The 13,554-nt window shown below is 72.4% G+C and carries 14 protein-coding genes; 8 read left to right on the top strand and 6 right to left on the bottom strand.

From position 1 onward, the window contains the following. Window positions 1–96 precede the first annotated feature (96 nt). The 6 genes from OG737_RS28265 to OG737_RS28240 all read left to right on the top strand — a co-directional run bounded on the left by OG737_RS28265 (window position 97) and on the right by OG737_RS28240 (window position 4,373). A complete protein-coding gene (locus tag OG737_RS28265; protein WP_405922124.1) occupies window positions 97–447 on the top strand; it encodes a tetratricopeptide repeat protein in 351 nt (116 codons plus the stop codon). Between the two features lie 90 nt (window positions 448–537). After that, the gene (locus tag OG737_RS28260) at window positions 538–1,731 is read left to right on the top strand and encodes a methyltransferase (protein WP_328930503.1); all 1,194 of its coding nucleotides are present in this window, start codon (window positions 538–540) and stop codon (window positions 1,729–1,731) included. 28 nt (window positions 1,732–1,759) lie between these two features. Next, window positions 1,760–2,512: a MerR family transcriptional regulator gene (locus OG737_RS28255; RefSeq protein WP_328929034.1), complete on the top strand. Its 753-nt coding sequence runs from the start codon at window positions 1,760–1,762 to the stop codon at window positions 2,510–2,512. Between the two features lie 237 nt (window positions 2,513–2,749). Further along, window positions 2,750–3,307: a DUF6230 family protein gene (locus OG737_RS28250; RefSeq protein WP_328930502.1), complete on the top strand. Its 558-nt coding sequence runs from the start codon at window positions 2,750–2,752 to the stop codon at window positions 3,305–3,307. Continuing rightward, complete coding sequence (locus OG737_RS28245) at window positions 3,298–3,726, top strand: DUF6114 domain-containing protein (protein ID WP_405677271.1); 429 nt, start codon at window positions 3,298–3,300, stop codon at window positions 3,724–3,726. The genes OG737_RS28250 and OG737_RS28245 overlap by 10 nt, the downstream gene beginning before the upstream one ends. Continuing rightward, window positions 3,723–4,373 (top strand): hypothetical protein, encoded by a 651-nt coding sequence (locus OG737_RS28240; RefSeq protein ID WP_405677273.1) that lies wholly within the window; start codon window positions 3,723–3,725, stop codon window positions 4,371–4,373. The genes OG737_RS28245 and OG737_RS28240 overlap by 4 nt, the downstream gene beginning before the upstream one ends. A 72-nt stretch (window positions 4,374–4,445) precedes the next feature. Here OG737_RS28240 and OG737_RS28235 read toward each other — a convergent pair whose 3' ends face one another. After that, entirely contained in the window at window positions 4,446–7,202 is a 2,757-nt protein-coding gene (locus OG737_RS28235) for a penicillin acylase family protein (RefSeq protein ID WP_405922123.1), read from the bottom strand. A 159-nt stretch (window positions 7,203–7,361) separates the two neighbouring features. Between OG737_RS28235 and OG737_RS28230 the strand changes: the two genes are divergently transcribed. Further along, window positions 7,362–7,664: a DUF2087 domain-containing protein gene (locus OG737_RS28230; protein ID WP_328929030.1), complete on the top strand. Its 303-nt coding sequence runs from the start codon at window positions 7,362–7,364 to the stop codon at window positions 7,662–7,664. On the opposite strand, the gene OG737_RS28225 is transcribed toward OG737_RS28230, so the two are convergent. Together OG737_RS28225 and OG737_RS28220 are read right to left on the bottom strand one after the other, a co-directional pair. Continuing rightward, a complete protein-coding gene (locus OG737_RS28225) occupies window positions 7,637–8,404 on the bottom strand; it encodes a metallophosphoesterase (protein WP_405922122.1) in 768 nt (255 codons plus the stop codon). The genes OG737_RS28230 and OG737_RS28225 overlap by 28 nt on opposite strands. Window positions 8,405–8,558: 154 nt before the next feature. Then, the gene (locus OG737_RS28220; RefSeq protein WP_328929028.1) at window positions 8,559–9,155 is read right to left on the bottom strand and encodes a TetR/AcrR family transcriptional regulator; all 597 of its coding nucleotides are present in this window, start codon (window positions 9,153–9,155) and stop codon (window positions 8,559–8,561) included. 93 nt (window positions 9,156–9,248) lie between these two features. On the opposite strand from OG737_RS28220, the gene OG737_RS28215 reads away from it, so the two are divergent. Continuing rightward, window positions 9,249–10,079: an SDR family NAD(P)-dependent oxidoreductase gene (locus tag OG737_RS28215; RefSeq protein ID WP_405922121.1), complete on the top strand. Its 831-nt coding sequence runs from the start codon at window positions 9,249–9,251 to the stop codon at window positions 10,077–10,079. Between the two features lie 33 nt (window positions 10,080–10,112). Here the strand turns inward: OG737_RS28215 and OG737_RS28210 are convergent, their stop codons facing one another. The 3 genes from OG737_RS28210 to OG737_RS28200 form a co-directional block, all read right to left on the bottom strand. Beyond that, window positions 10,113–11,543, bottom strand: a complete 1,431-nt coding sequence (locus tag OG737_RS28210) for an NAD(P)/FAD-dependent oxidoreductase (protein WP_328929026.1) — start codon at window positions 11,541–11,543, stop codon at window positions 10,113–10,115. A 41-nt stretch (window positions 11,544–11,584) separates the two neighbouring features. Then, on the bottom strand, window positions 11,585–11,992 hold the full coding sequence (locus OG737_RS28205; RefSeq protein WP_328929025.1) for a thioredoxin family protein: 408 nt from the start codon (window positions 11,990–11,992) through the stop codon (window positions 11,585–11,587). 62 nt (window positions 11,993–12,054) lie between these two features. After that, window positions 12,055–13,494, bottom strand: a complete 1,440-nt coding sequence (locus OG737_RS28200; RefSeq protein ID WP_328929024.1) for an aldehyde dehydrogenase family protein — start codon at window positions 13,492–13,494, stop codon at window positions 12,055–12,057. Window positions 13,495–13,554: the final 60 nt, after the last annotated feature.

Raw genomic sequence — 13,554 nt, 5'->3', positions numbered from 1 at the left:
CGCGGCGAGGGCTGCGTCGGGTGGAATGTTGCACCGCCCGGACGTGTTGGAGGCTGCGGACACACCACCTGAACGCGGAAAGGCGGAAGGGACGCGATGAACGCGCCGACGACGTACTTCGAGCACGGGACGGCAGCCGAGCGCTGGGCGCGGGCCCAGCTCTTCTTCGACGCGAGGGAGTACGCGACGGCCGCACGCATCCTGGACACGCTCGCGAGCGAGGCCCCGGAGCAGCTGGCGCCCAGGCTGCTGCTGGCCCGCGCCTACTACCACTCCGCCCAGCTCTCCCGCGCCGAGCGCGAGCTCCGCGCCATCCTGGAGCGCAGGCCGGTGGAGGACTACGCGCAGCTGATGCTCGGTCGCACGCTGGAGCGGAGCGGCCGGGCCGCCGAGGCCCGTCCGTACCTGCGGATGGCCGCCGCGATGGCCGGGGAGTTCCCCGAGTAGGGGCCGTACGGGCCGGTCAACGGCAGCCCCGGCCCCGTCCGTGCGGGGCCGGGGCTCCGCCTCGGCTAGCCTGGGTCCCATATGAACCGCCTGACCACGCCTTTCGGCACCTACGAGCTCACCCGCTTCCCCGAGGACCCGCGCGACCGGCTCCGCGCCTGGGACGCCGCCGACGAGTACCTGCTGCGCCACCTCGACTCCGGTACCGGGGAGCGCGGGCCGGTGGACCTGGCCGGCGCCGGGCAGATCACCGTGCTCGGGGACCGCTGGGGAGCGCTGACGACGGCGCTCGCCGCGTACCGGCCGACGCAGATCACCGACTCCTCCCTCACCCGCTCCGCCACCGCCGCGAACCTCGACCGGAACGGGATCGGGACCTCGAAGTCGACGGTGACGCTGCTGACCACGCAGGATCCGCCGCCCGGGCGGATCGACGTACTGCTGGTGCGCGTACCGAAGAGCCTGGCGCTGCTGGAGGACCAGCTGTACCGGCTGGCCCCGCACGTGCACGCGGGCACCGTGGTCGTCGGCACCGGCATGGTCAAGGAGATCCACACCTCCACGCTGCGGCTCTTCGAGCGGATCCTGGGCCCGACGAAGACCTCGCTCGCCGAGAAGAAGGCGCGGCTGATCTTCTGTACGCCGGGCACCCCCGGGGCCGTGCACCCGACGAGTGCCGGGCCGTGGCCGCTGACGTACACGGTGGACGGGGACGCGGGGTCGGGCTCCGGCCTGACGGTCGTGAACCACGCCGGGGTCTTCTGCGCCGACCGGCTCGATGTCGGCACCCGTTTCTTCCTGCAGAACCTGCCGACCAACACGGACGGCGCCCGGGTCGTGGACCTGGGCTGCGGCAACGGCGTCGTCGGCACGGCGGTCCAGGTCCACGACCCGGACGCCGAGGTCGTCTTCACCGACGAGTCCTACCAGGCGGTCGCCTCGGCGCGGGCCACCTACCGGGCGAACGTCCGCGAGGGCCGGCGGACCGCCGAGTTCCTCGTCGGCGACGGGGTGGCCATGCTGCCCCCGGGCTCCGTCGACCTGGTGCTGAGCAACCCGCCCTTCCACTCCCACCACGCCACGACGGACGCGACGGCGCTGCGGATGTTCGCGCAGTCGCGCAAGGCCCTGCGGCCCGGCGGCGAGCTGTGGATCGTCGCCAACCGGCACATGGGGTACCACACCCACCTGCGCCGGCTCTTCGGCAACAGCGAAGTCGTCGCGAGCGAACCGAGGTTCGTGGTGCTGCGCGCGGTCAAGCAGGATCGTCCACGGGCTATGTGACCTGCCGGTAAGACCTACACTCGGCCGCGTGAGCAGCCAGGTGGGGGACGAGAGCGGCGGCGGGCGGTACCGTCGGGAGGACGTGGCCCGCGCGGCCGGCGTCAAGGTACGCAACCTGCGCTACTACCAGGAGCGCGGGCTGCTGCCCCCGCCGCGCCGGGAGGGCCGGATCGCCTGGTACTCCGAGGACCATCTGACGCGGCTGCGGCTGATCAGCGACCTGCTGGGGCGCGGCTACACCGTCAACGGCATCGCCGAGCTCCTGCACGCCTGGGAGGACGGCGGCGGTCTGTCGCAACTGCTGGGCCTGGAACGGGAGATGACCCGGGACTGGGTGCAGGAGGAGCCGGTCACGATGACCCGGGCCGAGCTGCGGGAGCTGTTCGGCCCCACGGCCACCGCCGAAGACACCCGTCGGGCTGCCGAGTTGGGGTACCTGACGGTCGACGGGGACCTGGTCACCTACCCGAGCCGGCGGCTGCTGGACGCGACGCTGGCGCTGGTTCGGCAGGGGGTGCCGCTGGGGGAGATCCTCGACGCCGGGGATTTCGTACATGTGCAGGCGGCGGCGCTCGCGGACCGGTTCGTCGGACTGTTCCGGCGGCATGTGATCGGTGCGCAAGGGCTGGAGCGGCTTTCGGCCACGCAGCTCGAGCACATCACGGCGGCGGTGACGGCATTGAGGCCGGTAGCGGGCGAGGTCGTGGCCACGGAGTTCGCGCGGGCGATGGCACGCCGGGTGGACGCGGAGGTCGCCGAACTGCTCCGTACGGAGCAGTAGGAGTCGGCCGAAAGGGCGCGCTCGCACAACCTTGCCAACCTCCATTGGCACTCTTACATTCAACTCGTCGGTAACAACGGTGCACAGCCGAAGTTAAGGGACGATCTCATGGCAGATTCCCCCAAGTTACCCGAATCCCCCGGCGACCCCGGTACTCCCGGCGACCCCGGTACTCCCGGCGCTCCCGGTGCTCCCGGACCCGTCGACGGCCGCGTCCGCTGGCGTCGCTTCGCGATCCTGACCGTCCCCGCCGTCGCCGTCACCGCCGGCCTCGGCATCGCCCTCGCGCAAGGCGTGCTCGCCGCCTCCTTCGCCGTCTCGGGACAGCAGTTCAAGGTGTCGGCGAAGAGCCTGGAGGGCGAGGGCTTCGCCCAGTACGGCAGCGTGGACGTCAACGCCCGCGAGGAGCTCATCCCGGTGGCGGTCACCGCCATCAAGGAGGCCAAGCTCAACAGCCTGTGCCAGTCGGTGGTCACCACGCTCCCGGTGATCGGGGACATCTCCCTCAACCTCACGGCCGGGCAGAAGAAGCCCGTGGAGGCGAGCAACCTGTTCGTCGACGCGACGCAGCTCGCCGGCGACGCGGTCTTCACCAACATCGAGATCGGCCGCGACGCCTCGACCCTCGACAAGGGGCCGGCCGAGGCACAGGGGATGCAGGACCTCTTCGCCCAGCAGGCGGACAGGGTCAGCATCACCGATCTGCAGCAGACGGCGTGGGCGACCAACGCCGGCACCTTCAAGCTGTCCGGGCTCAGCATGAACGTCAGCAAGGGCAAGAAGGAATGCTTCTGACCCGCTGGCGGCGGTGGCGGCGCAGCAGACCGTTCTGGGGCGGGCTGTTCGCGGTCCTGGCCGGCGCGTGGATCTGCGTCCTGCCGCTGGCGCCGCTGAAGATCATGCTCCAGCAGGGCGTGGCGGGGATCCCGTCCGTCCTGATGGGCATCGTCATGATCGTGCTCGGGCTCACCGCCTGGTTCGCGCCCCCTCAGCGGAGCCTGGCCGGTGTCCTCACCACGCTGATCGCGACCGCAGCCCTGGTCCTGTCGAACCTGGGCGGCTTCCTGATCGGCACCCTGCTCGGCATTCTCGGCGGCGGCCTGATGTTCGCCTGGCAGCCGTCCGCCGCCCCCGCTCCCGCTCCCGTCCCCGCCCCCGCTCCCTCCCCCGCGGTCCCCACGCCGCACTCCGATCCCCAAGGAGCACAGCCATGAGCCGTACGCGCACCGCTCTCGCCCTCGGGATGGCCGCCGCCGCAGCCCTGTCGGCGGCCTCGGTCACCGCCTCCGCCGCGCCCTTACCGCTGGCCGGGTCGACCACCGTCACCCCGGCCGGAGACTCCTTCAAGGCCACCCTCAGCGGGAAGGCCACCTTCAAGGCCGGGTCGGTGACGGTGACCTGTACGGTCTCCGTCGCCACCGGTGCGGTGCCGGCCGCCCCCGGCAACACCAACCCGGCCGGGGCGGTCTCGTCGCCGATCTCGCCGCCCACGTACAGCTCGTGTACCTCCAGTATGTGGGGCGTGACCCCCACGGTCACCACCAGCGGCTCCTGGTCGGTGTCGATGCAGGACGGTGCCCCGGCCACCGCCACCATGACCGTGCCGGTCGGCGGGCTCGTCGTGCACACCACCGGCCTGGCCACCTGCACGGTGACCGCCGCTCCTGCGACCTCCGCCAACGTGCCCGGGAACTGGACGAACGGCGCCCCGTCGAGCCTGACCTTCACCAACGCGTCGGTGCCGGTCACGGTCACCGGCGGGTTCGGCTGCCCGACGAGCGCGACCACGTCCACCTTCAACGCCGTCTACCTGGTCAGCGACACCACCGACCCGGCGCAGCAGATCACCGTCGGCCCCTGACCCACCACCCCGCGCACGCCGAAGCCCGCCGGACTCCCTCGGAGCCCGGCGGGCCGTTCGTGCGTACGGCGCTCAGCGGTGGGCCGGGAACTCCACCACCTGCTGGTACGTGGGCCTGTTCTGCCAGTTGATCTGCGGATGGCTCAGCCCGCCGACCGGCCGCTGCACGATCGAGTCCGCGCACCACTGGTTGCCCGCCGCGCAGGTCCCGTCGGCCGGGTACACGGCCGCGGGGGTGGCGGCGACCGCCTGCTTCAGTGTGGCGGTCACGGCCTCGCGGCACGCGGCGAGCGAGCCGCCGCCGCAGTACACCTGGGACGGCGGCTCGGCCACCGGCTGCCCCAGGACCATGCGCAGGTCCTCGTCCGCGTAGCTCCACCAGCCGTACTGGAAGGCCGACCCGGCATGCGAACCCGTCGGCCCGTGACCCGCGTTGGGCGCCTCGTCGACGGTCAGGGAGGCGCGCAGCGCGTCGTAGAGCGGGGCGCCGAGGCCCGGCTTGAACTCGGCTTCGATCAGCAGCGGCCACCAGGCGTCCATGATCCGGACGGCGTCCGCGTGCGCGTACGTCTTCGACCCCTGGGCGGTCTCCTTGCGCTTGGCTCCGCTCGCCTGCCACGCGGCCAGCTTGTCGATCGCCGCGGTCACGGCCGGATCCGTGCTGGGAGCGCCGCGCAGGACGGCGAGGAGCTCGGGCAGCAGGTTCTCGGCGCGCAGGTCGGTGACGGCGGCCTCGGCCATGGCCTGGGTGAGCTTGGCCCGGGTCACCCCGCCCGCGGCGACGAGCGGCTTCACCCGGCGGTCGAGGAGGTCGCCGCGGTGGACGGCTCCCATCCCGAAACCGGCCGCGCTGTACTCCTTGGCCTGCTTGTTGTTCCAACTGACGTAGTAGTCCTGGCCGATGGACTGCGGATGCTCGGCGGGCGGGGTGTAGGCGGCGGTGTTCGCGGCCGGGTCGAAGCCCCGCCAGTCGTACGCCTGCCCGGCGTGCACGGGCAGGGCCGCGTCCACGCCCGCCGCGCGGACCGGGTTCAGCCCGCTGTTGTAGTAGGCGGCTTCGCGCGAGTCGGCGTAGAACCAGTTGAAGGCGTAGCCGATGTGTTCGGCCGCCTGCTGGAAGGTGCGGGCGTCCTTGACGTACGAGGGGTCGTTCAGCATCTGGAAGCCGATGATCGAGTCGGCCTCGTGGCGGTAGGTGGAACGCAGCGCGGTGTAGGCGACGGGCTTGCCGGCGACGGTGGCGCGGTGGGTGACGATGCCGTAGTTCGTGCGCCGGACCTGCATCCGGTAGGAGCCGTCGGGGGTGGGGTCGGCGACGGACTTCTTCCAGGCGTTGATGTGCTCCAGCTTCTCCATGGGGGTGCAGGTGCCGCGGTAGAGGTACGAGGTGCTCTCCTTCGTCGGCGCCCCGCCGCCGGGCTCGCACAGCTCGACGGCGAAGGTGTCGGTGATGTCCTGCCCGGCGGAGGTGGCGCTCCACGCGTAGTCCTGGCCGCGCCCGAGTTGCACGTACATGCTGACGCCCGCGAAGGAGGCGCCGCGGGCGCTGATGCCGGGGCCCTGGAGCTCCTGGAGCATCAGGAGCTGGGGCGCCAGGTAGCCGGTCTGCGGTCCGAAGACGGCGAGCGGGTGGCCGCTCGCGGTGTGGGCTCCGGAGACGAGCAGGGCGTTGGACATGCTCTGCTTCACCGGCTTGGGCGGGTCTGCGGCCTCTTTGGCGGTCGCGGCGCCCGTACGGTCGTACACGAGCTGCTCGGGGACCACGGAGCCGGCGTCCGGGAGCGCGGTGCCCTGCGGGTTCGCGGGCTTCTGGGCATACGGGAAGCTCGTACCGTCGTGGACGGTGAGCACGGCTTCGGGGTCGTTGCGCTGGCGGAAGGACTCCCAGACCCGGGTGCCCTCCTCCAGCCCGTACTTCTGCTGCGCGGACAGCAGGGACAGCGCGGCCTGCACCTCGCCGCCGCCCCCTCCGCCGAACAGGCCGCCGACGACGGAAGCCAGGGCGATCATGTCGGTGATCTTGAAGGGCTGGATCTCACCGGCGTTGGTGACGGAGTCGATGTGGCCGGTGAGGACGTACTCACCGGGGAAGTAGCGGCCGTTCTTGGACTGGGTGCGGTAGAGGTTGATGCCGTCGACGTAGGCCTGCGCGTCCTCCATCGCGAGGCGGCCGCGCTCGCCCTCGGTGGTGCGGATCCGGTCCACCTGGGCCTGGAGGTCGGCCTCGGTGTACGGGGCCTGCGGCCAGAACTGCTGCTCCAGGCCCTGGTTGGCGAGGGCGCCGCCCGCGAAGGGGGTCAGGTCGCCGCGTCCCACGTGCCGGAAGAGGTCCATCTGCCAGAGCCGGTCCTGGGCGGCGGCGTAACCCGCGCCGAAGGAAGTGCCGTAGCGGGTGGTGCCCTTGATGTGGGGGACGCCTGTCTTCTTGTCGCGGGTGATGGTGACGTCGGGGCGCGGGCTGGCCGTGGACTCGACCTGGTCGGCCGGCACGCCGAAGGCGGCGGTGTTGAAGAAGTCGTTGACCTTGGCGTCGGTCAGGCCGGGGTAGCCGGCCACCAGGGAGTCGTAGCGCGCCAGTTGGTCGGAGGTGTGGGCGGGCATCGTGCCGAACGCCTTGTGCAGGAGGATCTGCGCGAGGGTGGCGTTGCCGTTCTGGCCGGGCGGCAGGATGTCCGAGCACTGGCCGCCGCAGTAGTCGGCGACGGGGAGCGGTACGGGGTCGCCGGGTGCGGCGGCGGACGCGGGTGCGAGGGGGGACAGCAGGGCCGCGGCGAGGGCTATCAGCCCGGTGGCGACGGCGGTTCTCAGGCGAGCGGTGGGACGTCGCATACGTGCTCCTCCGTGGGGGGCAGGAACCGGTCACGGGGGAGGGTACTGGCGGGACTACCACTCAGTAAGATGAATGACCGTCACTTTTTGTGCCGTCGAGGTGCTCCGAGCCGGAAATTGCGTTGCCCCGCGGGAGGGCGGCGGGTGAAGCTCGCGGACATGTCACAGAGCACCGAACACCAGCAATCCCCCTCCCCGGCACGGCGGGACGTCTCCGACCTCTTCTCCGGCGGGCGCCTCGTAGCCATCCCCCGCAAGGCGGCCCGGCGCGAGCAGCTGCTCGCCCACCTCACCGAGACGCTGTTCGCGGCGGACCGGGAGTACACGGAGCCCGAGGTGAACGACGCGCTGCGCACGGTGCACGAGGACTGCTCGGCGCTGCGGCGCTATCTGATCACCTCGGGCCGTCTCACCCGGACCCGGGACGGCAGTTGCTACCGGCGGGCGACGACCACGCGATAGTGGGTGGTCAGCCGCGCGTCCTCGCCCAGTACGTGGAAGGCGAGGGCGGGCGGCTCGTCGAGGTGGACGTGGTGGTCGGGCCCCGTCTGGACCTCCCAGGGGAGCCGGAGCGTGGAGACCACACCGGGCGCCACCAGCAGCGGACGTCCGGCGAAGGTGGTGGCGGCCGCGGTGTGGGCGTGCCCGCACAGGAACGCGGTGAGGTGCGGGTGCCGTTCGGCGAGCGCCGCCAGCCGCTCCTCGCCGAACTGCCGGATCCCGTCGACGTACGGGGTGTGCAGCGGGACCGGCGGGTGGTGGAAGGCGACCAGCACGGGGGTGTCGCGCGGGGTGTCGGACAGTACGCCGTCCAGCCAGGCCACCGTGGACTCCTCCAGCAGGCCGTGGTGTTCGCCGGGGACGGAGGAGTCGCACACGGCGAGCACGAAGCCGTCCCCGCGCAGCACCTGGTCGACCGGAGCCGCGGAAGCATCGGCCTCCTCCCCCAACACCCCCTGCCGGAAGGCGATCCGCTCGTCGTGGTTGCCGGGGCAGATGACCACGGGATGCCGCGAGCGCAGCAGCTTGGCGGCCTCCTCGTACTCGGCGGGAGCGGCGTGGTCGGCTATGTCCCCGCTCACCAGAACCGCGTCGAGGTCGTAGGGCAGGGCGTCGAGGTATTCCATGACGGCGCGGGTTCGGTCGGCTGCCCGCGGGCCGCCGTCGAGGTGGATGTCGCTGAGGTGGGCGATCACGATCACGGGGCGATGCCTCTTTCGTCTCTGGTCCACACGTGCGTACGCCATATTCAACACAAAGCGGAGATCATTTCTCCAGGCGAATAAGCTCGGGCACCCGGCTCCCGCGGCTTCGCCCACATGGGACGCTCCGGCACGTCACGGACCTCACGCCCCGTCACCGGCCGAGCCCCAGGCCGGTCAGCAGCACGTCGATGGCGAGCTCGGTCGCCTCCGGCAGAGGTGTGTCGTCGAGGAGGGATCCAAGGGCCAGCGTCGCCAGGCCGTGCAGGGTGGAGAAGGCGACTTGGGCGAGGCGGGCGGGGTCGCCCGCGCGGACGGAGCCCCCCTCCCGCTGCGCCTGCGCGATGAGCTCGGCGGTGGCTTCCAGGCTCCGGTGCCCGAGCTCCTTCAGCTCTGCGCTGGAGTCGTCGGCGTGCTTGGCCGTGAACATCAGGTTCAGCAGGGGCGCATGGGTGACGGCGAAGTCCACGTACGCCCGTCCCAGTTCGGCCAGGCGCGCCGCGACGGGGCCGGGGGATTCGGCCGCGGTCCGCAGACGCTCGTTCAGCCGGGTGAAGCCGCTGACGGCGAGGGCGTCCAGTAGCGCCTGCCGGTCACGGAAGTGGCGGGACGGCGCCGCATGGCTCACGCCCAGATCGCGCGCCAGGGCCCGCAGGGACAGGCCGTCCACGCCCGACTCGGCGAGGACGGCCTCCGCGCGCTCCAGCAGAGCGGCCCTGAGGTTGCCGTGGTGGTAGGACCCCTCGGTCAAGGCGGTCTCCCCTCTCCCTATGTTGGCATTGACTACAATGATGGCGCCGCCTACATTCGATATCACCAACGCGTGGAAACGGAGCAGACGACCATGCCTATGACATACCAGGGGACCGTGGCCCTGATCACCGGGGCGAGCGCCGGTCTCGGTGTCGAGTTCGCCCGCCAGTGGGCCGAGCGCGGAGCAGACGTCGTACTCGTCGCCAGGCGCCTCGACCGGCTCGAAGAGCTCGCGGCGGGCCTGGAGAAGCGATACGGCATCAACGCCCACGTGATCGCCGCCGACCTCGCCCGGCCGGGTGCTGCGGCCGCGCTGCGCGCGGAGCTCGACGCCCGCGGGATCTCGGTCCACACCCTCATCAACAACGCCGGCTTCGGCAGCTACGGCGCCTTCGTCCGGCAGGACGCGTCGCAGATCAACGAGATGATCCAGCTCAACGTCGTAGCCGTCACCGAGCTCACCCGGACGTTCCTGCCCGATCTGGCCGCCGACGGCCGGGGCGCCCTGGTCACCGTCGCGAGCGCCGCGGCCTACCAGCCGACCCCCGCGATGGCGGTCTACGGTGCCACCAAGGCCTTCGTCCTGAGTTTCACCGAGGCCGTCGGCTACGAGACGCGCACCTCTCACCTGCGCGTGCTCGCCGTATCACCGGGCCCGGTCGGCACCGAGTTCTTCGACGTCGCCGGCAGCCGCAACGCGGCCGTCGGCCGGATGGCCACCCCTGAGCAGGTCGTGACCGCCACGCGCCGTGCGCTGGAACGCCGCAAGACCCCGCCCAGCATCGTCGCCGGCCTCGGCAACCGCATCTCCACCTTTGCCTCCACCCTGACGCCCCGTCGCGTCACGCTGGCGGTATCGGGGCGGATCCTCAAGGCCTCCTTTCCCAGCAGCACGACGCTGCCCGCGGCGAACCGGACCTGACACCCCTCACCCACAGGCACGCGTCGGCGACTCCTACCCCCGGTAGGTCTCCAGCAGGCGCAGCCAGATCTCACTGATCGTGGGGAACGCCGGGACCGCGTGCCACAGCCGCGCGATCGGCACCTCCCCCGCCACCGCGACCGTCGCCGCGTGGAGCAGCTCGGCGGCGCCCGGGCCGACGAACGTGGCCCCGAGGAGGACCTCGCGGTCCAGGTCGACGACCATCCGGGCCCGGCCGCGGTAGCCGTCGGCGTACAGCCCGGCGCCGGAGACCTTGGACAGGTCGTAGTCGACGGCGCGCACCCGGTGGCCCGCCCGTTCGGCCTCGGCCAGGCTGAGGCCCACCGCGGCGGCCTCCGGGTCGGTGAAGACCACCTGCGGGACGGCCCGCGTGTCGGCGGTCGCGACGTGCGCGCCCCAGGGTCCGGTGTCGAGCGAGGCCGTGCCGGCCGCGCGGGCGGCGATGGCGGCGCCCGCCATCCGGGCCTGGTACTTGCCCTGGTGGGTCAGGAGCGCGCGGTGGTTCACGTCTCCGACGGCGTACAGCCAGTCGTGTCCCGTCACCCGGCAGCTGTCGTCGACCCCGATCCACTCCCCCGCGGGCAGCCCGACGGTGTCCAGCCCGATGTCATCGGTCCGCGGCGAACGGCCCGTCGCCATCAGCAGTTCGTCGCCCTCCAGCATCTCGCCGCCCTCCAGCACCACCGTGACGGGCCCGGTGGAGCCGTTGCGTACGACCGCCTCGACGGCCACACCCGTACGGACCACCGCGCCCGCCTCGCGCAGCGCGTCGGCGACCAGCTCGCCCGCGAAGGGCTCCATCCGCGGCAGCAGCCGTGGGCCGCGTACGAGCACGGTGACCTGCGAGCCGAGGCCCTGCCACGCCGTGGCCATCTCGGCGGCGACCACGGAACCGCCCACGATCAGCAGCCTGCCGGGCGCCTCGTGGGCGGAGGTCGCCTCCCGACTGGTCCAGGGACGGGCCCCGGCGAGCCCCGGCACGTCGGGGATCACCGCCCGGGTGCCGGTGGCGATCACCACCGCGTGGCGGGCGGACAGCACGTGGTGCTCGCCCTCGGGGCCGGTGACGGCGACCTTGCGGACCCCGTCGAGCCTGCCGTGGCCCCGGTACACATGGGCACCGATCGAGTCGAGCCAGTCGATCTGGCCCTCGTCCTTCCAGTTCCCGGTCCAGTAGTCGCGGTGCGCGAACACCGCCGCCGAGTCCAGCGGCCCCGCCACGGCCCCCGCCAGCCCCGGCACCCGGCGGGCGTCGGACCGGGCGAGCACCGGCCGCAGCAGCGCCTTGCTCGGGACGCAGGCCCAGTACGAGCACTCCCCGCCCACGAGCTCGCTCTCCACGAGGGCGGTACTCAGCCCGGCGGCGCGGGTCCGGTCGACGATGTTCTCGCCTGCCGGTCCCCCGCCGAGCACCACGACGTCGTACTCCACGGCTTCAGTCATGCGGATCAGTGTCACCGCCCGCCGGGGGCGGCGTCACGCAATCAGGCCTCCGGCGTGCCCGTGTCCTGCGCTCCGGCGTCCCGGGCACCCTTCTGCTCGGCGGCGATCTTCGCGCGCACCTCGTCCATGTCGAGGGCGCGGGCCTGCCCGATGAGGTCCGTCAGCGCCGCCTCCGGCAGGGCGCCGGGCTGGGCGAAGATGGCCACCTGGTCCCGGACGATCATCAGCGTCGGGATCGAGGTGATCTGGAAGGCACCCGCCAGCTCCTGCTGCGCCTCGGTGTCCACCTTGGCGAAGACCAGGTCGGGGTGGGCCTCCGAGGCCTTCTCGTAGACCGGGGCGAACTGCAGGCACGGCCGGCACCAGCCCGCCCAGAAGTCGATCAGCACGAACGGGTTCTCGCTGACCGTCTGGTCGAAGTTTTCCTTGGTGAGCTCGACTGTAGCCACGGTTTCCAGACCTCCTGATTGAGCCGTCTGATCCTTGAACGAACGACCTGCCGTCGGCATTCCTAGAAGGGGTGACCTGCGGGAACGGCGCGGGTCGTGGTCCAGCGCAGTTCGGTGAAGGCGTCCAGGTTCGCCTCGCCTCCGAAACGGGCACCGGTGCCGGAGGCACCCACACCGCCGAACGGGGCGACGGCCTCGTCGTTGACCGTCTGGTCGTTGACGTGCGCGATCCCGGTCGGGATCCGCTCGGCCAGGTCCAGCCCGCGCGCCGCGTCCCTGGTCACGATCCCGAGGGAGAGGCCGTACGGACCCGCCGAGGCCAGGGCCACCGCCTCCTCCTCCGTCGCGAAGGAGCGTACGGGCGCGACCGGGCCGAAGACCTCCTCCGCGTAGGCGGGCGTGTCGTCGGCGACGCCCGCCAGCACCGTCGGGCGGTAGAAGAGGTCCCGGTGGGTACCGCCCGCGACGAGCTTGGCGCCCTGCCCGGTGCTGGCCTCCACCAGCGCGTGTACGCGCTCCACCTGGGCCCGGTCGATCAGCGGGCCCAGGTGGACCTGCTCGCGGTAGGGGTCCCCCACCGCCAGCGCCTCGGCGCGCACGGCGAGGCGCTCCACGTACTCGTCGTAGAGCGAGGCGTGGACGAGGTGGCGTCCGGCCGTCATGCAGATCTGGCCCTGGTGGAAGAAGGAACCCCAGGAGGCCTGGGCCACGGCTGCCTCGACATCGGCGTCGCGGAGCACGACGAGGGCCGAGTTCCCGCCCAACTCCAGGTGGGCGCGAGTGAGATGACGGCCCGCCAGCTCCGCGACCGACCGGCCGGCGGCGGTGGATCCGGTGAAGGACACCACCCGCACCCGGGGGTCGGCGACCACCGCGGCCCCGGTCTCGGCGCCGCCCGGCAGGACGTGCAGCAGCCCGCCCGGCAGGCCGGCCTCGGCGAACACGGCGGCCAGGGCGAGGCCGCCGCAGACGGCGGTGCGCCGGTCCGGCTTGAGCAGCACCGCGTTGCCGAGGGCCAGCGCGGGCGCGACCGAGCGGATCGCAAGGATCAGCGGGGCGTTGAACGGGGCCACGACCCCGACCACCCCGGCCGGCACCCGCCGGGTGAAGGACAGCCGGGGCGCCTCGCTCGGCAGCACCTGACCGGTGGGGCGCGAGGCCAGGGCGGCGGCCTCGTAGCACTCCTGCGCGGCGACGTGCAGCTCGAAGTCGGCCTTGCCCGGTATCGAACCGGACTCCCGCACCAGCCACTCCCGCAGTTCCCCGGCGTGCGCGGCGAACAGGTCCCCGGCGCGGCGCAGCACGGCCGCGCGCTCCAGGTGGGTGGCGCGCGCCCAGTCCTGCTGCGCGGCCCGGGCCCGCAGGGCGGCGTCCGCGACGTCGGCGGGGGCGGCCAGGTCGACGGTGGCGAGGGTACGGCCGGTGGCGGGTTCGACGACCGCGGCGGCGCCGCCGGTGAGGGTGGGTCCGTCCTGCCAGAGCGTCGGATCGAGAAGCGGCATGGCGCGGGGCCTCCGGTGGGGATGGGCGGGGCGGGGGGGCGGCAGCACGCGCCATCGTGC

The organism is Streptomyces sp. NBC_00122 (genome assembly GCF_045160845.1).
GTDB lineage: Bacteria > Actinomycetota > Actinomycetes > Streptomycetales > Streptomycetaceae > Streptomyces.
Note: the sequence above shows the minus strand (reverse complement) of the source record. Positions and strands in the feature narration are given on the sequence as shown.